This window comes from Streptomyces sp. SX-6, from assembly GCF_059089585.1.
The window spans coordinates 13,991-33,767 of sequence record NZ_JBTHHU010000007.1 but is presented as its reverse complement, the minus strand read 5'-3'; the positions used below and the strand labels follow the sequence as shown (position 1 = coordinate 33,767).

At 70.6% G+C, this 19,777-nt stretch carries 21 protein-coding genes; 8 read left to right on the top strand and 13 right to left on the bottom strand.

The features are described 5' to 3' along the window. Positions 1 to 777 precede the first annotated feature (777 nt). A complete protein-coding gene (locus ACV530_RS10485; RefSeq protein WP_494332066.1) occupies positions 778 to 2,058 on the bottom strand; it encodes a hypothetical protein in 1,281 nt (426 codons plus the stop codon). Positions 2,059 to 2,758: 700 nt separating this feature from the next. Next, the gene (locus ACV530_RS10480; RefSeq protein ID WP_494332065.1) at positions 2,759 to 3,730 is read right to left on the bottom strand and encodes a helix-turn-helix transcriptional regulator; all 972 of its coding nucleotides are present in this window, start codon (positions 3,728 to 3,730) and stop codon (positions 2,759 to 2,761) included. A gap of 124 nt (positions 3,731 to 3,854) precedes the next feature. Here ACV530_RS10480 and ACV530_RS10475 point away from each other — a divergent pair, with 124 nt between their 5' ends. Further along, positions 3,855 to 4,277, top strand: a complete 423-nt coding sequence (locus tag ACV530_RS10475; RefSeq protein WP_494332064.1) for a DUF3224 domain-containing protein — start codon at positions 3,855 to 3,857, stop codon at positions 4,275 to 4,277. A 5-nt stretch (positions 4,278 to 4,282) separates the two neighbouring features. Here the strand turns inward: ACV530_RS10475 and ACV530_RS10470 are convergent, their stop codons facing one another. The 5 genes from ACV530_RS10470 to ACV530_RS10450 form a co-directional block, all read right to left on the bottom strand. After that, positions 4,283 to 4,969 (bottom strand): uracil-DNA glycosylase, encoded by a 687-nt coding sequence (locus tag ACV530_RS10470; RefSeq protein ID WP_494332063.1) that lies wholly within the window; start codon positions 4,967 to 4,969, stop codon positions 4,283 to 4,285. A gap of 112 nt (positions 4,970 to 5,081) precedes the next feature. Further along, a complete protein-coding gene (locus ACV530_RS10465) occupies positions 5,082 to 5,843 on the bottom strand; it encodes an SDR family oxidoreductase (protein ID WP_494332062.1) in 762 nt (253 codons plus the stop codon). A gap of 30 nt (positions 5,844 to 5,873) precedes the next feature. After that, positions 5,874 to 6,635 carry a 3-oxoacyl-ACP reductase FabG gene (fabG, locus tag ACV530_RS10460; RefSeq protein ID WP_494332061.1) on the bottom strand — a complete coding sequence of 254 codons (762 nt, stop codon included), beginning with the start codon at positions 6,633 to 6,635 and terminating at the stop codon, positions 5,874 to 5,876. Between the two features lie 175 nt (positions 6,636 to 6,810). Next, complete coding sequence (locus ACV530_RS10455) at positions 6,811 to 7,251, bottom strand: DUF3037 domain-containing protein (protein ID WP_494332060.1); 441 nt, start codon at positions 7,249 to 7,251, stop codon at positions 6,811 to 6,813. Beyond that, on the bottom strand, positions 7,248 to 8,081 hold the full coding sequence (locus ACV530_RS10450) for a HipA family kinase (RefSeq protein WP_494332059.1): 834 nt from the start codon (positions 8,079 to 8,081) through the stop codon (positions 7,248 to 7,250). Before ACV530_RS10450 ends, ACV530_RS10455 begins: the two co-directional genes overlap by 4 nt. Before the next feature lie 236 nt (positions 8,082 to 8,317). On the opposite strand from ACV530_RS10450, the gene ACV530_RS10445 reads away from it, so the two are divergent. Both ACV530_RS10445 and ACV530_RS10440 read left to right on the top strand, forming a co-directional pair. After that, positions 8,318 to 8,752 carry a Rieske (2Fe-2S) protein gene (locus ACV530_RS10445; protein ID WP_494332058.1) on the top strand — a complete coding sequence of 145 codons (435 nt, stop codon included), beginning with the start codon at positions 8,318 to 8,320 and terminating at the stop codon, positions 8,750 to 8,752. Positions 8,753 to 8,869: 117 nt separating this feature from the next. Then, positions 8,870 to 9,352 (top strand): pyridoxamine 5'-phosphate oxidase family protein, encoded by a 483-nt coding sequence (locus ACV530_RS10440; protein WP_494332057.1) that lies wholly within the window; start codon positions 8,870 to 8,872, stop codon positions 9,350 to 9,352. 7 nt (positions 9,353 to 9,359) lie between these two features. Here ACV530_RS10440 and ACV530_RS10435 read toward each other — a convergent pair whose 3' ends face one another. Continuing rightward, positions 9,360 to 10,265, bottom strand: coding sequence for a LysR family transcriptional regulator (locus ACV530_RS10435; protein ID WP_494332297.1), 906 nt, complete (start codon positions 10,263 to 10,265; stop codon positions 9,360 to 9,362). Between the two features lie 77 nt (positions 10,266 to 10,342). Here ACV530_RS10435 and ACV530_RS10430 point away from each other — a divergent pair, with 77 nt between their 5' ends. Beyond that, positions 10,343 to 11,347, top strand: coding sequence for a DMT family transporter (locus ACV530_RS10430; RefSeq protein ID WP_494332056.1), 1,005 nt, complete (start codon positions 10,343 to 10,345; stop codon positions 11,345 to 11,347). Here the strand turns inward: ACV530_RS10430 and ACV530_RS10425 are convergent. Beyond that, positions 11,338 to 12,669, bottom strand: coding sequence for an aminotransferase class I/II-fold pyridoxal phosphate-dependent enzyme (locus ACV530_RS10425; protein ID WP_494332055.1), 1,332 nt, complete (start codon positions 12,667 to 12,669; stop codon positions 11,338 to 11,340). The two genes, ACV530_RS10430 and ACV530_RS10425, sit on opposite strands and share 10 nt — an antisense overlap. A gap of 35 nt (positions 12,670 to 12,704) precedes the next feature. Between ACV530_RS10425 and ACV530_RS10420 the strand changes: the two genes are divergently transcribed. Next, entirely contained in the window at positions 12,705 to 13,433 is a 729-nt protein-coding gene (locus tag ACV530_RS10420; RefSeq protein ID WP_494332054.1) for a pyridoxamine 5'-phosphate oxidase family protein, read from the top strand. Here ACV530_RS10420 and ACV530_RS10415 read toward each other — a convergent pair. Continuing rightward, complete coding sequence (locus tag ACV530_RS10415) at positions 13,430 to 13,960, bottom strand: Clp protease N-terminal domain-containing protein (RefSeq protein WP_494332053.1); 531 nt, start codon at positions 13,958 to 13,960, stop codon at positions 13,430 to 13,432. The genes ACV530_RS10420 and ACV530_RS10415 overlap by 4 nt on opposite strands. 154 nt (positions 13,961 to 14,114) lie before the next feature. Further along, positions 14,115 to 14,696, bottom strand: coding sequence for a PadR family transcriptional regulator (locus ACV530_RS10410; RefSeq protein ID WP_494332052.1), 582 nt, complete (start codon positions 14,694 to 14,696; stop codon positions 14,115 to 14,117). A 159-nt stretch (positions 14,697 to 14,855) separates the two neighbouring features. Here ACV530_RS10410 and ACV530_RS10405 point away from each other — a divergent pair, with 159 nt between their 5' ends. After that, complete coding sequence (locus ACV530_RS10405) at positions 14,856 to 15,671, top strand: PhzF family phenazine biosynthesis protein (protein ID WP_494332051.1); 816 nt, start codon at positions 14,856 to 14,858, stop codon at positions 15,669 to 15,671. Between the two features lie 15 nt (positions 15,672 to 15,686). On the opposite strand, the gene ACV530_RS10400 is transcribed toward ACV530_RS10405, so the two are convergent. Both ACV530_RS10400 and ACV530_RS10395 read right to left on the bottom strand, forming a co-directional pair. Further along, positions 15,687 to 16,511 carry a CPBP family intramembrane glutamic endopeptidase gene (locus ACV530_RS10400; RefSeq protein WP_494332050.1) on the bottom strand — a complete coding sequence of 275 codons (825 nt, stop codon included), beginning with the start codon at positions 16,509 to 16,511 and terminating at the stop codon, positions 15,687 to 15,689. A gap of 111 nt (positions 16,512 to 16,622) precedes the next feature. Continuing rightward, positions 16,623 to 18,125 (bottom strand): glutamate-cysteine ligase family protein, encoded by a 1,503-nt coding sequence (locus ACV530_RS10395; protein WP_494332049.1) that lies wholly within the window; start codon positions 18,123 to 18,125, stop codon positions 16,623 to 16,625. 482 nt (positions 18,126 to 18,607) lie between these two features. On the opposite strand from ACV530_RS10395, the gene ACV530_RS10390 reads away from it, so the two are divergent. Beyond that, the gene (locus ACV530_RS10390; protein ID WP_494332048.1) at positions 18,608 to 19,195 is read left to right on the top strand and encodes a hypothetical protein; all 588 of its coding nucleotides are present in this window, start codon (positions 18,608 to 18,610) and stop codon (positions 19,193 to 19,195) included. A 306-nt stretch (positions 19,196 to 19,501) separates the two neighbouring features. Further along, positions 19,502 to 19,708 (top strand): DUF5999 family protein, encoded by a 207-nt coding sequence (locus tag ACV530_RS10385; RefSeq protein WP_494332047.1) that lies wholly within the window; start codon positions 19,502 to 19,504, stop codon positions 19,706 to 19,708. The last annotated feature ends 69 nt before the right edge of the window (positions 19,709 to 19,777 follow it).

Sequence of the window (19,777 nt, the reverse complement as noted above, 5' to 3'; positions counted from 1 at the left end):
ACGTCGGCCGCCCCGGTGTCGCCCATGTGACCGAACCGCACGTCGGCCAGGAACCGGCACGCGAGTCCCTCGGCGACACCGGGCAAGAACCGTCGCGAGGGCCATGGCCCGACTTCACTTCGACTGCCCCGCAGGACGGACTACGGGGAGCACCCCGCAGCCCCGCTCCGGGCGATTCGCCCACCGTTCCGGTGGCGCGCCCAGGCTCCTCGGCACCTTCGGAGGCACCGATACCCCCGGATCCGACACTCCCGGATCCGGCGCGCCCCAGGCACCGTTCGCCCGCGCCCGAGCCACCGCAGGTACCCGTGCCACCCCATGAGGCACCATCGCAGCATCCGGCTCCGCCGCCTCCCACCTTCCACCCCACCAACCCTCGGCCAGCCCCCGAGCCCCGACGGCCGGCACCCGCTCCCCCGGCACGCCCTGGCGTATGCGGGCTCGGCGAGACCTACGGACGCTGGCAGCAGAGCAGCGATGCATCACGCATCTGCCGCCAGGTGTACGGACGTTGAGGCCTCGTTCCAGGTCCGGGGCTGTCAGGACGTTGGGTCTTCCAAGAAGCTGACACTCCTTGCAGAATCAAGGCTCAAGCCGCAGTTCAAGAAGTGTCGGTCTTTCGCACTCGGGAATGGCCCCTCCGTCCAGTAGGTGCCGCAGGCGTGATGGAGGAAGCCCCGAAGGAGTGGAACGACAAGCTAGACAAGGGTCGTTCCGGGTTCTGACCGCGATTACGATTGCGTGATGAGTACGCCTCAATCAGTGGGCGTACTCTGATCAAGCAGCGTCGCCTTCGCGGCCTGATTGCGAGGAAGCGTATTTGGACCGGGCCAGAAGTTGTGGGATGACGTCGTATCGGTAGAGATGTTGGCGCCACATCATGATGGCCTCGGCCATGTTCTGCACGCAGGCGGCGTAGCTGCGGCAGTTGCCAGGGTCGGTAATGCGGCGGAGTTCCCTGTGGTTCAGGGTCGCGCCCGTCAGTGTCGGGTCGGGTTCTGCCAGTGGTGCCGTGGGAGTGTGTGTCCCCATCACCGTTCGAACCTTCACGACATTTTCGGGCTCCCACAGGATGTCTCGAACCGGAGAGGTGGCGGGCAGGCGTGAGGAGGAATGACGATGACTGGTCAGGGTGCCGACGGCCCAGCCTTCGGCAGCCTGATGCATTTCGGGGGGGAGCTCGACTGAACAGCTGATGTAAGTGATGTAGTCGGCCAGTTCCCGGACAGTGATCCCGCTCTGTAGCAGCATAGAGCAGGCGTTGAGGTTGTCGTCAGGTTTGGTTTCGTCGTGGCTGATCTGCCACATGTCATGGTTGAGCATGACTGCGCGGGCCCAGTCGCCCCAGTTCGGCGAATCCAGGGACCCGGAGTAAAAGCCATTTTCGTGGACCTGTAGGACGCTCCCGATATCCAAGGACCTCATGGCCAAGCGGTCGCTCAACGGGATGCGCGACAGGTCATGGTAGGTATGGGTGACCTTCAGCACCAGGTTGAGCAGAAGGCAGCATGCCTCGGGCGGCCACAGTGTCGCCATTGCGCCTGGCGCGGACATGTGGGGATAGAGATGCTCCAGTCCGATCCTCAGCAGCTTCTCCGTTTCCCGTGCGCAGCCTTCCCCGACGTAACGTTGATCGTTGAGCGCCATGGCGGCCCAAAGACACGCCGTTGCAATCCTCATGTCCACCGGGACGCTGCTGGAATGACACATGTATGAGAACCGCATGATGTCGAATCCGCCGCTGTAGGTCTCACGTGCCACTCGCCATAGTTCGGCGTTGGCACTGCTGTAACCAGCACTCGGTACGCAGTGCCGTGTGGGCTCAACAACTTTGTAGCCTTGATCGTTCAGATGGGCCAGATAAGGTTCAATCCAGCCAGTTGGGTAGGACTGATTTTTTGCCGATGCGGCCATGGGTGCCAGTACCCCGATGATCGGGTTCGCCGTTGAGAACGCGTCGCCGGATTCTTTGACCTTCCGCCGCCAACGGCCACCGTCCAGACGGTCCAATATGTCAGCGGCCTCCGAAGAAATCTGGTAGTCGATCGTCTCGGTCATCGCGATAGCCGCACTCCATTTTCGGAATTCAGCGGCTGTGAGCTCGCGAGGATCATCAAAAAGCCTTGAGACGTCTACCTGATACCCGGCCATAAAGGAGTGTCCCCCTCACACGCCACCCACAGGACTGACCTTCCTGTCTTTAGCATCCCCTGGTCTGGTCAGGCTATGCGGTGGACATAAGGTGATTTTTGTGAAGACAGCTTCAAGAGGGCACGCGTCTCGTCGCACGCCATGGTGAACGCGACGTTGGATGCCCCGGCGGCGCTGGCGCCCTGGCGCAAGCCCCGGGCGGTACACAACCAGGGCAAGACCCTTTGCACGATATGGCCCTGACGGTCACGCTGGGCGGCGACTGCCTCGCGAACGTGGGCTGCTGCGGGCCGAGTCGGGCGCGTTCGGACCGGTGACCTCCGACCCGACAGTCGCCCGCCTCGTCGACATCTCGCCTCGGCCGGGCCGAAAGCCTTGCGATCATCAGGACGGCGCGGGCCGAAGTCCGCGAGCAAGTGTGGAAGGTGGCCGGTCTACTGGCTCCGGACATGGGTGCGCAGCCGATCGTGGACCTCGACGGAGTGCTCGCCACCGCGCACTCGACAGAGAGGGCGGGCGTGCGCGGGCTCAGCGAGACATACGGACGGTGGCAGCAGAGCAGCGATGTGTCGCGGCATCTTCCGCCAGCTGTACGGGCGTTGAGGCCTTACGCACTCGCGCGATAGCGCGATACCAGCGCAACCGCCGCGTCCCGCACCGCCTCACGCAGCGTGTCCGGCCCCAGTACCTCGGCCTCCACCCCGAACCACAGCAGATCGTGAACAGCCACCGGCAGCGCCTCCACCGGAACCGTCACGCGCACCCACCCCTCCGCATCCGCAGGCCCCGCGTCACGGACCGCCGCCGCACCCGCCACTCCGAACCTGACGGGCAGCAGCCGAAGTCCGCGAGGTGAGACCCGCAGCAGCGCCTCGCCCTGCAAGCGCTCCGCCTCCATCCGCCGCGACGACTCACGCCAACTCGCCGCCAGATCGAAGCCGGCCGGACGCTCGAACGTGTCCGTCAAAGTCTCGGCAGCCAGGATGCGTGCCACCCGGTAGGTGCGGACGTCCGTCCCGGCGCGGGCGACCAGGTACCAGATGCCGCCCTTGAGGACGAGGCCCAACGGGTGGAGTTCGCGGCGCACTTCGCCTGTCCAGCGCCGGTAGTGGACGCGTAGGACCCGCTGTTGCCACACGGCCTCGGCCACGGTGGCGAGGTGTGGGACGGGGTCGGCGTCGCGGAACCAGGCGGGGGCGTCGAGGTGGAAGCGCTCGCGTATACGGCGCGAGCGCTCGCCGAGTTCGGTGGGGAGTGCGGCCTGGAGTTTGAGCTGGGCGGTGGCGAGTTCGGCGCCCAGGCCGAGTTCCGCGGCGGCGCCGGGCATGGCGGCGAGGAAGAGGGAGCCGGCCTCGTCGCCGGTGAGGCCCGTCAGCCGGGTGCGGTAGCCGTCGAGCAGCCGGTATCCACCGGCCGGTCCCCGGTCGGCGAGGACCGGGACGCCGGAGGCGCTCAGTGCCTCGATGTCCCGGTAGACGGTACGGACCGACACCTCCAGTTCCTCGGCGAGTTCGGGTGCGGTCATGCGGCCGCGGTTCTGGAGCAGGAGCAGCAGGGAGATCAAGCGATCGGCGCGCATGGCGTCATTGTCACGCCATTGCCGCCCGTACCTGACAGGAGGTGTCAGGTACGGACGGCAGGCTCGGTGTCACGCCGGGCGGACGGGCCGTCCGGTGTCGACGACAGACGACAGGAGCGTCCGCATGACCATGCACGCCGCCACCACCGCTACTGGCACCTTCACCTGCGCACAGTGGGACGAGAAGCAGGCCGACGGGACCGGGGAGGGGGCGCGGATCGCCCGGGCCTCGGTGCGCAACGACTACACCGGCGCGATCGAGGCGTCCGGCACGGAGTGCGAGTACACCCTCGCCTACGGTCCCGACGGGGCGGGCCTCTTCAGCGGTTACCAGCGCTTCGAGGGCACCGTCGCCGGCAGGCGCGGTGCCTTCGTGGTGAGCGAGAGCGGCACCTTCGACGCGCAGGGCACTGTGCACGGCACGTTCGAGGTGGTGGCCGGCTCGGGCAGCGGTGAGCTGGCGGGGCTCACGGGGCGCGGGAGTTATACGGCCGGGCATGGCGCCAAAGCCGTTTCCTACACCTTCGAGCACCGCCTGCTCGGCTGATCCGGTCAGACGGCCAGATCCGGGATCTGCCAGTCGATCGGCTCGTGCCCCTGTGCCGCGATCGCCTCGTTGATCTGGGTGAACGGGCGGCTGCCGAAGAACTTCTTGGCCGACAGCGGCGACGGGTGGGCGCCCTTGACGACGGTGTGGCGCTCGGTGTCGATCAACGGCAGTTTCTTCTGGGCGTAGTTGCCCCACAGGACGAAGACGGCGGGGTCGGGACGGGCGACGACGGCGCGGATGACCGCGTCGGTGAACTTCTCCCAGCCCTTGCCCTTGTGGGAGTTGGGCTCGCCGCCGCGGACCGTCAGCACGGCGTTGAGCAGCAGGACGCCCTGCTGGGCCCAGGGCATGAGGAAGCCGTTGTCCGGCACCTCGTAACCGAGCTCCTCCCGCATCTCCTTGTAGATGTTCCGCAGAGAGGGCGGGGTCTTGACGCCCGGGCGGACCGAGAAGCACAGGCCGTGCCCCTGGCCCGCGCCGTGGTAGGGGTCCTGGCCGAGGACGAGGACCTTCACCTGGTCGTAGGGGGTCGCTTCGAGCGCGGCGAAGACCTCGCCGCGCGGCGGGTACACCGGTGCCTTGGCCCGTTCCTCCTCGACGAAGTCGGTGAGCTCCTTGAAGTAGGGCTTCTCCAGTTCCTCGCCGAGGACACCACGCCAGGACTCGGGCAGCACGTCGGTGACGGTCACGTCAGCAACCTCCAGGTTTCGTTCCGTTCTCGGGAGAGAACTTACCTGCGGCCACTGACAACGACCGCCGCGCGGCGGTCGCGGGCAGCTTCAGAACCCCTTCAGAACCCGTTCAGAACCCAGCGTTCAGGAACAGTCCGCCGTCGACGACGAGCGTCTGCCCGGTGACCCAGCCGGCGGCGTCGGACAGCAGGAACGCCGCCGCTCCCCCGATGTCCTCGGGCTCCCCGAGCCTGCCGAGCGGGTAGGACGCCGTGGCCTCGGCCTCGCGTCCTTCGTACAGGGCGGCGGCGAACCGGGTCTTGACGACGGCGGGGGCGATCGCGTTGACCCGTACCTTCGGCGCCAGTTCCTGGGCGAGCTGGAGGGTGAGGTTGACCATGGCGGCCTTGCTCATGCCGTACGCGCCGACGAAGGGCGAGGCGGCGAGGCCGCTGATGGAAGCGATGTTGACGATCGCCCCGCCGTTCTCCTTCTGCCAGGCGCGCCACACCTGCTGGGCGAAGCCGAGCGCCGAGACGACGTTGGTCTCGTAGACCTTGCGGACGACGCCGAGGTCGACCTCGGCGATCGGGCCGAACACCGGGTTCGTCCCCGCGTTGTTGACGAGGTAGTCGATACGGCCGAAGGTCTCCATCGCGCGCTCGACGGCAGCCGCCTGGTGGGCCTCGTCGTGGGCCTTGCCCGGCACGCCGAGCGCCCGGCCGGTGCCGAGCTTCTCGACGGCCTGGGCGAGGGCGTCCTCGTTGCGGCCGGTGATGACCACGCGGTCACCGCGGGCGACGAGGGCCTCGGCGATGCCGTAGCCGATGCCCCGGCTCGCTCCCGTGACAAGGGCGACGCGTCCGGTGCCCTTGTGCTCGTGCACTGCCATCTTTCCTTACTCCTCCGTCAGTTGAGCGAGTCAGTTGAGCGGTCCGCCGGCCACGTACAGGACCTGGCCGGAGACGAAGCCGGCCTGCTCGCCGGTGAAGAAGGCGACGGCGTTGGCGATGTCCTCGGGCTGTCCGACGCGCTGCACCGGGATCTGGGTGGCGGCTGCCGCCTGAAAGTCCTCGAAGCCCATGCCGACCCGGGCGGCGGTGGCGGCCGTCATGTCGGTGGCGATGAAGCCTGGGGCCACGGAGTTGGCGGTGATGCCGAACTTGCCGAGCTCCTTGGCGAGCGTCTTGGTGAAGCCCTGCATCCCGGCCTTGGCGGCGGCGTAGTTGGCCTGGCCGCGGTTGCCCAGGGCCGAGCTGCTGGAGAGGTTGACGATCCGGCCGAAGCCCGCGTCCACCATGTGCTTCTGGCAGGCGCGCGACATCAGGAACGCGCCCCGGAGGTGGACGTTCATGACGGTGTCCCAGTCGCTGTCGCTCATCTTGAACAGCAGGTTGTCGCGGAGGACACCCGCGTTGTTGACGAGGATGACGGGCGGGCCCAGCTCGGCGGCGACGCGGGCGACGGCGGTGTCCACCTGGGCGGAGTCGGAGACGTCGCAGCCGACCGCCAGCGCCGTGCCGCCCGCCGCCGCGATCTTCCCGACGGTGCCGGCGCAGGCCGCCTCGTCCAGGTCGAGGACGGCGACGGCCCGGCCCTCCTCGGCCAGGCGCACGGCAGTTGCGGCGCCGATGCCACGGGCCGCGCCCGTGACCAGGGCAACGCGCTGCTCGGTGGTGGACATGCGGGATCTCCTCACCTCGAAGGTGGCTCATCGCCCGGAAAGCCGAAGGCCTGAGAAAGCCGAAGACCGGAAGCCGGAGATGAGCAACCGCTCAGTAGCTTGGCGATCAGACGCTAGAAGCCCCGCCACGCGGTGTCAACGCCCTGGCCACGCGACGCATCCGCCCGCATCCGCCTCATCTGACCAGCAGATCGAGCAGCCGCTCGGGCTCGCTCCGCGCGTCCGCGGTCAGACCCGTGTGCACCGGTCCGGGCTGGACGACGGTGCTGCGCGGCGCGATCAGCCAGCGGAACCGCCGCCCGGCGTCGTCGCAGGCGGCCTGTCCGGCCCGTTCCCCTCCGGCGCACACGCCCTCGACGGCGCGCAGCGCGGCCCGTACCCCCGCCACGTCGGCCGTCGGGTCGAGGGCCAGCAGCCGGGCCTCGTCGAGGTGGACCCGGGCCTCGACGAAGGACTCCGCCTGGCAGTAGACGACGACCCCGGCGTTGATCTGTTCCCCGCGCTCGACGCGCGGGACGACGCGCAGCAGCGCGTATTCGAAGACTTCGCGTCCGCTGGTGCGTCCGCTGGTGCGTTCGCCGATGGGTCCGTCGATGCGTCCGGTCGTACTGTTCATCGTGCTGACTTCCCGCTGTTCGTGTTCAACCTGACGCGCACCCATTCCGGGGCCTGTGAGGGCTTGTCCCCACTGCGTTCACCGACCGTGATCCGGTCGCCGATGACCGCGGCCCGCCGCAGCAGGACCTCGACGTACGCCCGGCGCACGGCGTCCGGGTCGTCGAAGCCCGGTTCGCCGACGAGCCACTCGTCCGGCACGTCGGCCGTGACCTCGGTCAGCAGCTCCTCGGTGATGCGCGGGGCGAGGTCGGCCGCGGCGCCGGCGAGGTCGGGGGCGAAGGTGGCGAGGACGTGGTCGGAGGCGTCGTACGCCCGGTCGGCCGCGGCCTGTGCGGTGGGCCAGTTGTGGTGCCAGATCATGGTCGCGCCGTGGTCGATGAGCCAGAGCGCGCCGTGCCACACCAGCAGGTTGGGGTTGCGCCAGGAACGGTCGACGTTGCCGACGAGGGCGTCGAACCACACCACGCGCCCGGCCTCGGCCGCGTCGGTCTCGAAGGCGAGCGGGTCGAAGCCGAGGGCGCCGGGGAGGAAGTCCATGCCGAGGTTGAGCCCGCCGCTGGCCTTGAGGAGCCCCTGCACCTCCGGGTCCGGTTCGCCGCGGCCGATGACGGGGTCGAGCTGGATGCGCACCAGGTCCGGGACGCGCAGGCCCAGCCGCCGGGCCAGCTGCCCGCAGACGACCTCGGCGACGAGGGTCTTGCGACCCTGTCCCGCGCCGGTGAATTTCATGACGTACGTGCCGAGATCGTCGGCCTCGACGATGCCGGGGAGTGAGCCGCCCTCACGCAAAGGCGTGACATAGCGGGTGGCGGTGACTTCGGGGAGCATCGTGCCAGGTTACTTCGGGTGAAGATCGGTGTCGGAGTTGAACACCGGGCCGGACCGGCGCGTACGACCTGCTGACTCGGCAGGACCGGACCAGGACCGGAACGGCCACCATCGAGCACGCTCAAGGAGTGGACATGGTCTCTTCACCCTCTTCACCCTCTTCACCCTCTTCACCCTCTTCACCGCCTTCGCCGCCTTCGTGCGAGTCAGGCAGCACGCCCCGTCGCACCGTCGTCATGGCGGGCGCCGCCGGCCTGGCCGCCGCGCTCACGGCATGCGGCAGCTCGGGCGAGAAGAAGCACAGCGCCGAGAGCAGCACCGCGCAGCAGTCAACGGCCGCGAGCACGGCGTCGTCGAGCGGGAGTCCCTCGCCCTCCGCGCAGGGGGAACTGCTGGCCCGTACGTCGGACATCCCGGAAGGCGGCGGCAAGGTCTTCTCCGACCGGAAGGTGGTGGTGACCCAGCCGGCGAAGGGCGAGTTCAAAGCCTTCTCCGCGGTGTGCACCCATCAGTCGTGCACGGTCGGCTCGGTCTCGGGCGGGACCATCAACTGCCCTTGCCACGGAAGCAAGTTCGACATCACGGACGGCAGTGTGCGCAAGGGCCCGGCGCAGCGGCCGCTGCCCGAGAAGCGGATCTCGATGAGCGGCGACTCGCTCACCCTGGGCTGAGCGGCCGGGGCGGGCTTGCGGCGGGGTGGGATCCGTGCCCATCATTCCTGACAGCCAGTCAGGAATGATGGGGCTGTCAGGAATGATGGGCCGTCAGGAATGGGGGCGGGGCGCGGGATGCGGGGACCACAGCGGCGCGGCCGTCGGATCATGATGACGGACAAGGAGCTGGACGCCTTCCTCGCCGGGCAGCGCGTCTGCCGGGTGGCGACGGCCGGGCGAGGCGGCCGGCCGCACGTCGGGCCGCTGTGGTTCGTCTGGGACGGCGGTGCGCTGTGGCTGTACTCCCTCATCCGCAGCCGGCGCTGGGCCGAGCTCGGACGCGACGCCCGGGTCGCGGTGGTCGTCGACGACGGGGTGGGCTACGGCGAGCTGCGCGGTGCCGAGCTCACCGGCACGGTCGCCGTGGTCGGCGAGGTGCCGCGCACCGGTGAGCGGTGCCCCGAACTCGACGTGCCCGAGCGGCTGTTCGCCGCCAAGTACTTCGGGCAGGGCTCGAGCCGCCGGGCGAGCATGCCGCACGACGGCCGGCACGCATGGCTGCGGCTGTCCCCGGAGGCGGTCGTCTCCTGGGACTTCCGCAAGCTGCCGCTCCCGTAGGGCCGCGTCAGCCGGCGACGGCCCGCCCCGCGTTGCGCAGTGCCTCGACCGCCGCCCGGACCGAGGGCCTGCGGTCCGCGTCCTCCCGCCAGACCGCGTAGACATGACGGCACATCGTGTGCCGCAAGGGCACCACGCGCACCCCGGCGGGCACCGGGTCCCGGCCGAGGCGGGGCGCGACCACGACACCGAGCCCGGCGGCGACCAGGGCGAGCTGGGTGTGGTGCTCGTTGGTCATGTGGGAGATACGGGGCTCGACGCCCTTGCTGCGCAGCGTGAACACCAGCCAGTCGTGGCAGAACTGTCCGCTCGGCCAGGAGACCCAGTCGTCGTCGCCGAAGTCCTCGAGCACGACGTCCTCCCGGTCCGCGAGCGGGTGCCCGGCGGGCACCGCCACATCGGCGGGATCGTCGAGGAGCGCGGCCCGGCACAGCCCGTCCGGCAGGGGCAGCGGCTGGTTGTTCCAGTCGAGGACGACGGCGACGTCGAGGTCACCGCGCACCACACGGCGTACGCCCTCGTCGGGCTCCATCTCCTCGAGGCGTGCGCGCAGTTGGGGGTGGTCCCGGCGCAGCTCGGCGAGGGCGGCGGGGAACAGGCCGCGGGCGGCCGTGGGGAAGGCGCCGAGCAGGACGTCGCCGACGGCCTGGCCGCGCTGTGCCTCGAGGTCGGCCTGGGCCAGCTCCACCTGGGAGAGGATGCGCGAGGCGTGGTCGGCGAGCAGCCGCCCGGCGTCGGTCAGCCGTACGCCGCGGCCGTGCTTGGCCAGCAGCTGCTGGCCGGTCTCCCGCTCGAGCTTGGCCAGCTGCTGCGAGACCGCGGAGGTCGTCACGTGCAGTCCGTCCGCCGCGGCGCTGACGGAGCCGTGACGGGCGACGGCGCTGAGGGTCCGGAGGCGATCGAGGCTCAACAACATATAAGCAATACTACGCAACTCCGCCCACAATTATTTGATTGTGCTAACAGGTGGCTGCCGACACAGTGTTCCCCATGAGCACCGCCGTCACACCACCGTCTGCCACCTCGGCCCCTCCCTCGGCCCCTCCCTCGCCCCCGGATCCCGGGAGCTCCACCGGACGGCGGCGCACCGCCCTGGACTGGCGGATCCGCTTCGGTTCCCTCGCCCTCATCTGGGGCTTCAGCTTCCTCTTCATGAAGCTGGGCACCGAGGGTTATGCGCCCTTGTACGTCTCCTTCGGCCGCATGCTCTTCGGCACGGTGGTGCTCGTGGCGGCGCTGCTTCTCAAGCGCGACCGGCTGCCGCGCTCCGGGCGGACCTGGGCCCACCTGGCCGTGGCCGCGTTCCTGCTCAACGCGCTCCCGTTCACGTTGTTCGCCTACTCCGAGCTGACCATCTCCTCGACCCTGGCCGGCATCTGCAACGCCACCACGCCGCTGTGGGGCATGCTGCTCTCCCTCGTGGCGCTCTCCGAGGACCGGCCCACCCGGCGCCGGTTCGCCGGTCTCGGGCTCGGCTTCATCGGCGTCCTCGTCGTGCTCGGGGCGTGGCAGGGCTTCTCCGGGCAGGATCCGGCCGGCACCGCGATGGCGCTGACGGCCTCCGCCAGCTATGCGGTCGGCTGGATCTACGTGCGCCGCACCCTCTCCGACACCGGCGACTCCCATCTCTCCCTGACCACCGGGCAGTTGCTCCTCGGAACCGTCCAGCTCGCCGTCGCGGCGCCGGTGGCCGCGCCCCTGCCGACCTCGCTGCACCTCGTCCCGGTGCTGGCGATCGCCGCCCTCGGGGCGCTGGGCACCGGCTTGGCGATGCTCGTGCAGTACGGACTGGTCGCCGAGGTCGGGCCGACGACGGCGTCGATGACGACCTACTTCATCCCCGTCATCGCCACCGCCGCCGGCGCCGCCCTGCTCGGCGAGCAACTCACCTGGAACACCCCCGTCGGCGCGTTGATCGTGCTGGCCGGTGCGGCCCTCACCCAGAACAGGCGCCGGACCAACCGGGCCAACCGGACCAAGGCGGCTCAGGCGTAACGCCCCACGGGCACCGGCCCGGCCGCGGAGACCAGCGCGTCCGCGACCGGGCCCGTCTCCTCCTCCGTCATCCCCGACACGGTCACCCGCACACCGGGCGGCGATGCGAGCCGGAACCGCGCGCCGGGCGCAACTGCCCACCCCGCGTGCAGCATCCGGGCCACGGTCCCGGTCTCGTCCGGCACCGGCAGCCATACGTTCATCCCGCTGCGCCCGTGCGCGGCTATGCCCCGCTCCCGCAGCGCCCGCACCAGACCGTCACGACGCCGGCTGTACGACGCGGCGACCGCCGTCGCGTCCACGGCACCCGACGTCCACAGGTGCACCACCGCGTCCTGCAGCACGTGGCTGACCCAGCCGGGGCCCAGCCGCTGTCTCCCGCGCACCCGGTCGACGGTGATCTCGTCGCCGGTGAGCAGACCGAGGCGCAGATCCGGCCCGTATGCCTTGGCGACCGAGCGGACGAACGCCCAGTGCCGGGTGGCACCGGCCAGCGCGTGCAGGGGGAGATCGACTATGCCGTCGCCGTGGTCGTCCTCGATGACCAGCACATGAGGGTGCGCGGACAGGACGGAGCGCAGCTCCGCGGCCCGGGCCGCGCTGACGGCCGCGCCGGTGGGGTTCTGCGCCCGGCTGGTGACGATGAGGGCACGCGCACCCTCCCGCAGCGCACGGTCGGCCGCTTCGGGCAGAGGGCCGTCGTCGTCCACGGCGACGGGAACAGGTCTCAGCCCGAGGGCGGGAACGAGGTCGAGGACGCTGCCCCAGCCCGGGTCCTCGACGGCGACCGCGTCGCCGGGCCGCAGGTGTGCGGCCAGCACCCGCTCGATCGCGTCGAGCGCTCCCGAGGTGACCGCCAGCGGCCCCTCCGGCACGCCGTCCGCGGCGAAGGCGTCACGGGCCAGCCGCTCCAGCCCCGTGTCGACCGCGGTCGATCCGTACAGCACGGGACGCCGGCGGGCACGCTCGGCCGCCACGGCGAGGGCTTCGCCCAGCAGGGGCAGCAACGCCGGATCGGGGTTGCCCGCCGCGGCGTCCCGCACCCCCTCGGGCGCCTCGACCCCTATCGCCTCACGCGACGTATTGGCCGGGCGCCGACGCACCCGGCTGCCACGGCGGCCCGCCGTCTCGATCACCCCGCGGTCGCGCAGGACACGGTAGGCGGCGGCGACGGTGTTGGGGTTGACCCCCAGCTCCACCGCCAACTCCCTCATGGGAGGCAGCAGTTCGCCGGGGGCGAGGCTGCCCGCGCCGACAGCACGCTCCACGCTCGCGGAGATTTCCGCAGCGCGACGACCTTCGATCGGATACTCTCCTGACACAAAGACGAGTATGCACTAGTGCAATGGAGAGTGCAATGCCTTCGCCGTCCTCGCAGGAGACCTTGTCCTCGCAGGAAAACCCGTCCTCGCAGAAGAACCCGGTCCGCTACGAGCAGACCGAGCGCACCACCCCCACCCGCTACCGCGACCGCGCCTCGTACGACCGCGAGCTGGTCCACGCGATACTCGATGCGGGCTGCGTCTGCCACCTCGGCTTCGTCCGCGACGGGGCCCCTGTCGTCCTGCCGACCCTCTACGGGCGCGTCGGCGAGCGGCTGTACGTCCACGGCTCGACGGGCTCCCGCCCGCTGCGCGCCGCCGGGGAGGCGGAAGCGGGCCTGCCCGTCTGCGTCACCGTCACCCACCTCGACGGCCTGGTCCTCGCCCGCTCCGCTTTCCACCACTCCCTCAACTACCGCTCCGTCGTGGTGCACGGCACGGCCCTCCCCGTCACCGACGCCGAGGAGCTGAGCCGCGCCCTCGACGCCCTCGTGGACCAGGCCGTGCCCGGCCGCTCCACGGACGTGCGCCGACCGACGGCCAAGGAGCTCGCAGCCACGGCGGTACTGCGCATCGACCTCGCCGAGGTGTCCGCCAAGGTCCGCAACGCGGGCCCCGGCGACGACCCGGAGGATCTCGCCCTCCCCCACTGGAGCGGCGTCGTCCCCGTGACCACCGCCTACGGCACCCCGGTCCCGGCGGACGACCTGACCCCCGGCATCCCCGTCCCCGCGTACCTCACCGCCCTCGGCGAGCGGCGCTAGGCCCGGTTCGCCTCCCGGCAGACACACCCCTCCAGGCACGCGAGCAGGGCGACGGTGTCGACACCGGCCCTGCCCAGCACGTCGGCCGCGCGGCACCGGCGGTCGTCCGCCAGGGCGACGAGCAGATCGACCCCTTCGACCCGGCCGGAACCGCGCGCACCGGCCCGGGCACAGGCCCGCGTCATGGCGGCCGAGGCCGCAGGCGACCAACTGGATGGGCCGCCGGCCGGAGCGGGGGCAACCCCGCATTCCTCCACCGCGGCACGCCAGCGAAGCCCGTACCCGATGGAGCGCTGGACGAGGTAGCCGAGCAGCCGGACGACCTGGTGCGGGCCACCGGGGAGAGCCTCGCGGACCTCGGGGTCGGACTCGAGCAGCGTGTGCAACAGGTGGGCGGTGTCGACCTGCCGGTCCCCGTCGCGCAGAGCGCGTCTGCGGGCACCGGCGACCGCCGACGCCAGCTCCGCGCTCAGCGGTCTCTCATGCGCCGAGCCCTCCTGGGCGGTGTCAGGTGTACGCCTTTGCACCCTGCCACCCCATCAGTCCCGGGCCCTCGTCGGCATCCCCGGGGGGAACCATTCGTATGTCCCACGCCAGTTGGGTACGGACGCGCGAGCAGTCATCCTCGAGGAGGAGACCGACGAGGCCTTTCCCCCAGGGGACCGCTCGCGCGCCGTGCCGTCAGTCCTCCTCGGCGAGGATCAGATACAGCTTCTTGCGCGATTCGTTGACGACCGCGAGCGCCTTCTCACGCTGCTCGGCGCTGCCGGTCCGCCAGACCTGGGTGAAGGCCTCCATCAGCCCCGCACCCGCCTGCCGGATCTCCTGCATGGCCTCCCAGTCGACCCCGCGCCCCATGTCCTGCCAGGGGGCGTCCGGTCCCGAGGCGGCCTCCGTACGGCCCTCCTCGGTGAGCGTGAACAGCTTCTTGCCGCCCTCGCTCGCGCTCGTGATCAGCCCCTCGTCCTCCAGCAGCTGGAGCGTCGGGTAGACCGACCCCGGGCTGGGCTTCCAGGTGCCGCCGCTGCGCTCGGCGATTTCGCGGATCATCTCGTACCCGTGCATCGGCCGGTCCGCCAGCAGCGCCAGGATCGAGGCGCGTACGTCGCCGCGCCGGGCCCTGCCGCCCGGACCGCCCCGCCCGCGCCCGCCGAAAGGCGGTCCGCCGAAGGGAGGGCCGAACGGGCCGAAGGCCCGCCGTCCACCACGTTCGCCCCGGCCGCGCCGACCGTGCCGGTCGCGCTCGTATCCATGGGATTGCATGACGCTTCCTCCTATCGTCGATCTGTCGCGATGCGTCAACGATATATCGGAACCGCTCGCTCGACAAGAGTCCCGACAAGGGTTCCGTACCAGCCGACCGGGCCACCTCCCGCGAATTGGCCGTGGCCTGCTCCTTCGCGGGCCCTTAACCTCCCGGCCATGCGCATCCGAATCGTCGACGCCTTCACCGACCGCCCCTTCGCCGGCAACCCCGCGGGAGTCGTGCTCTTCGGCTCCGAGGACTTCCCCGAGGACGCGCGGCTGCAGCAGATCGCCGCCGAGGTCAACCTCTCCGAGACCGCGTTCGCCCGCCGGCTGCCGACCGGCGGCCAGGCGGACTGGGCCCTGCGCTGGTTCACCCCCGCCGCGGAGGTCGAGATGTGCGGGCACGCCACGCTGGCCACGGCCCACGTCCTGCACACCACGGGTACCGCCACCGGCACCGTGCGCTTCGCGGCCGCCTGCGGCCTCCTCGTCACGACGGCGCACGAGGACGGCGCGATCACCATGGACTTCCCGACCTCGTCGCTCACGGCGGCCGAACTCCCCGAGGGAGCGGCCGAAGCGCTCGGTGCCCGGCCGCTGGGCGTCCACGACACGAGCCGCCACATCGGCGACCTCCTGGTCGAGCTCGACGGCGAGCGGACCGTACGGGCCCTGTCCCCCGACATCCGGGCACTCGGCCGGTACTCACGGCGCGGCATCATCGTCACCGCCCCCGCCGAGGACCCTGCGGGCGGCTACGACTACGTCTCGCGCTGCTTCTTCCCGAACGTCGGCGTCGACGAGGACCCCGTGACCGGCAGCGCGCACACCGCGCTGGCACCGTTCTGGTCCGCCCGGCTGGGCCGCGACGAGCTGACGGGCCTTCAGGCGTCCGCCCGCACCGGTCTCGTCCGTACCACGCTGCGCGGCGACCGCACCCTGCTGACCGGCTCCGCGGTCACCGTCATCGACGGCGAGCTGCTCGCGTAGCCGCCGGGGCGCGGGTCAGGCCGTCGGCAGCCAGCCCACCCTGCCCGCGAGCAGCGCGTACCCGACGAAGGCCACGGTGTCGATCAGCGCGTGCGCGGCGACCAGCGGCCCGACCCGCCCCCAGCGCCGGTACAGCAGGACGAAGACCACGCCCATCACCATGTTGCCGACGAACCCGCCGATGCCCTGGTACAGGTGGTACGAGCCGCGCAGCACCGCGCTCGCCGCGAGGGCACCCACCGGTGTCCAGCCCAACTGGCCGAGTCTGCGCAGCAGATAGCCGACGACCACCACTTCTTCCAGCACGGCGTTCTGCACGGCGGAGGCGATCAGCACCGGGATCTTCCACCACACGTCCGGCAGCGACTCCGGCACCACGGTGAGGTTGAACCCGGCCGCCCGCACCGCGAGATAGAACAGCAGGCCGGTACCGCCGATGGCCGCCGCGACGGCGGCGCCCCGCCCGAGATCGGACCCCGGCCGCCTGCGGTCGAAGCCGATGGACCGCAGGCCCGCACCTTCGCGCAGCAGCAGATGGGCCACGAGGAAGACGGGGACGAGCGAGGTCGCGATGCCGAAGAGCTGCCAGGCGAGGTCGAGCCACGGCCGGCCGGGCGCGTGGGAGGCGTTGAGCCGGGCGGCCTGCTCCTTGAGCCCGCCGGGCCGGGTGACCGAACCGACGAAGCTGATCAGCGCCGAGACCGCGCTCGCCCCGAGCGACAGCGCCAGTACGAGCAGGGCCTCGGACCCGAGCGTCCGGCGCGAGAGCCCGGAGCCGGCCGGGGGCACCGCCGGGGAACCGGGCGGGGCGTCCGTACCGCCGCACGCGTCCTGCCGCACACCTGCCTCCGTTCCTCCCGCCCTCACACGTGAGGAGAGGCGCGTTCCCCGAATCGTCCGTCACAGCTTGCCCGATGGCCCCGGGCCCGTGCGACAGGGGGTGCGGCCGTGTCAGTCCCCGGCACCGGTCGGCCAGGTGTGCACCGGCTCCCCGGTCCGCATCAGCTCGCTGTAGCGCTGTGTCGTCGCGGCGAGGGCGTGGTGCCGGTCCAGCCCGCGGTCGAGCGCGTGGTGATAGCTGGCGGCCTGCCACGAGGCCCCGTTCACCCGGTAGCGGCAGCGGCCCTCGATGACCCCGAGGTAGCGGTCGCGGTCGGCCGGCTCGACGCCCCAGGCGTCGAGCCCGGCGGCGGCCAGCGGCAGCAGCTCCTCCCGGACGAGCCGGACGGCGGGCGTCGGCACGGGTGTACCGCCCCGGCCGGCCTTCGGCCAGTACAGGACGGCGTCGATGCCGTGCCGGCAGGCCTCGTCGAAGTTGTGCGCGGCGACCTCGAACGGCAGCCGCGTCCACACCGGCCGCGGTTCCTCCGCGAGCACCCTGATCAGCCCGTAGTAGAAGGCGGCGTTGGCGATGACGTCGTCGACCGTCGGGCCCGCGGGGAGCACGCGGTTCTCCACCCTCAGGTGGGGGACGCCGTCGGCGATCCCGTACACGGGGCGGTTCCAGCGGTAGACCGTCCCGTTGTGCAGCGTGAGTTCGTCCAGGCGCGGCACCCCGCCCTCGTCCAGCACCCGCAGGGGGTCCTCGTCCCCGCAGATGGGCAGCAGCGGCGGGAAGTAGCGGAGGTTCTCCTCGAAGAGCTCGTACGCGGAATCGATCCAGCGCTCCCCGAACCAGGTGCGCGGCCGTACGCCCTGCGCCTGGAGCTCGGGCGGGCGGGTGTCGGTGGACTGGACGAACAGGGGCGGCCGGGACTCGCGCCACAGCTCACGGCCGAACAGGAAGGGTGAGTTGGCGCCCACCGCGATCTGTACGGCCGCGACTGCCTGGGCCGCGTTCCACACGGCCGCGAACCGGCCCGGTGTCACCTGGAGGTGCAACTGGACGGAGGTGCAGGCGGCTTCGGGGCATATGGAGCGCGCAGTGCAGGTGAGCCGTTCCACGCCGGCGATGTCGATGCTGAAGTCCTCGCCCCGGGCGGCGACGACCTGTTCGTTCAACAGCACATAGCGGTCGGCGGCGGAGAAGTTCGCGGGGACGACGTCCTCCTCGGCCAGGGTCGGCAGTATTCCGATCATCACTATTCGGGAACCGACTTCCCGAGCCTTTCGGTCGGCATAGGCGAGGCCGGTGCGCAGCTCCTCGGCGAGCTGGTCGAGAACCCGGCCCGACAGCCGGTGCGGCACGATGTTCACTTCCAGGTTGAACTGCCCGAGTTCGGTCTGGAAATCATGGCTCGCAATACGCTCCAGCACCTCGGCATTCATCATCCTCGGCATACCGTCACGGCCCGCGAGATTCAGTTCGATCTCCAATCCCACGAGATTGCGGGGCCGGTCGAAACGCTTCTCCTCCAGCAGCCTCGCCAGCCCTTCCAGGCACTGCCGGAGCTTGTCGCGGTGGCGCTGCCGGTCCGCCAGGTCGAACGCCTCGGCCGCGACCTTCTCACCCATGGCAGCGTCCCTCCTCAAGCGGGTCGCCCGCGGCCAGGCCGCTCTCGTCACGGTCGATGATGCCCAGGCGGGACGATCGAAACGCCTCGCCCGCGCCGGTTAACCGCTAGGCTCTCGACCGAGCGCACTCCGGCACATTCCGATGGCATGACGGTGCGACGCGAACACGGCGCATTGCGCTGGTGATAAACACCGATGAGTTTCGGCCTACCCGCTTAGGGAAAGAATCTGAGGTCAGGCGCGTACACTCGGCACGAAATCACCGAAATCATCCCGGCTCAGGGCCCTGATTTCCCCTTGCCAGAAATACGGCCGACGGCTAGCGGAAACACCATGTGAACACGTGTCGTATAAACTCCGGGGTGAGGCAGAGAGTAGGCGCCCCGGCAGTCGGTCCTGGCCCCCCTCTGACCCCGCACGCCGACAGTGTCGTCGTCACCTGCCCAGCACCACCGTGTCTCCGAAGCGAGAGGCGACCCATCATGCCGCTGCATGTCCTCCCTGCCCCCGCGCCTGCCCTCCGCAGCATCGTCGCGGCCCTCGGTTCCCCCACCGCCGTCCGTGAGACGCGCACCCCGTCCCTGAAGTCCGCCCAGGGGCCGCTCGCCTGCGAACTCCCGCTTCCCGTGCACGTCCTGGAGCAGGTCGCCGCGGGCACGATGCCCCGTACCCGGCTCACCGGGTGGCGGTTCCTGATCAAGGGGGCCGACTGCGGCGCGGTGGCGGCGGGCGAGAGCATGCTCACCCCGGACGGCTGGGCGTTCTCCCACTTCTTCGAGGGGCCGTACGTCGCCTCCACCGAACGTGCCCTGCGACAGGCCGAGTCGCTGGCATCGCCCTACCAGCCCCGGCTGCTGTCCGTCCCCGGCCTCTACATGCTCACCCTCTGGCTGCACGGTGACATCACGGCCGACGCCGAGTCCGGGCTGCCCGCGCCGGGCGACCTGCTGGTGCCGCTCGCGCCCGCTCCGCCGGGCTTCGCCGCCCATCTCCCGCACCGGTTCGCCGATCTGCTGCCCGTCCTCACGCTCCGGCTCACCCACACGCCGCTGCTCCAGACGTCCGCCTGAGGCGTTCACACGACACCCCGCGGGCACCATCGGCCGCGGGGCGCCGCACGCTGTCCTCACCCTCTCGGGCTAGTCCGTGGCGATGGTCCGAACCCCCCGAAAAGTCAGGCGTGTTGACAGCAACCGCCCGCATGGGTGACGCGTCCTCTCCCAGGGAAGACCGCTGACGTGAAATCCCTGCGGAATCACGCCCGTAGGGCAACACTGGGACCGACCGACCGAATCGCAACGGGGGGCGGCATGACCACCGCATCGAGCCGCAGCACAGCGACAGCATCACCGACATCCCAGCGAAAGAACCCTCCCATGTGCCAGCACCAGCCCGCGTGCCCGTCAGCCGACTCCGCCGACCGGGAAGCCGCCCATCTCGTGGCGCACTTCCCCCAACAGGGCTGGAGCCTGCTGTGCAACGGCGTCCTCTGCTTCGAGGACACCGGTGAGCTGCTGCCGGACGGACGGATCATCGATCCGCACCGTCCGCTCGGCACCGGGAACGTGGCGACCGCGGCCTGACGGCACCGCGGTACACGACGTACGGAAACACAAGGGGCCGGCCCGGCGGGATCGCCGGACCGGCCCCGA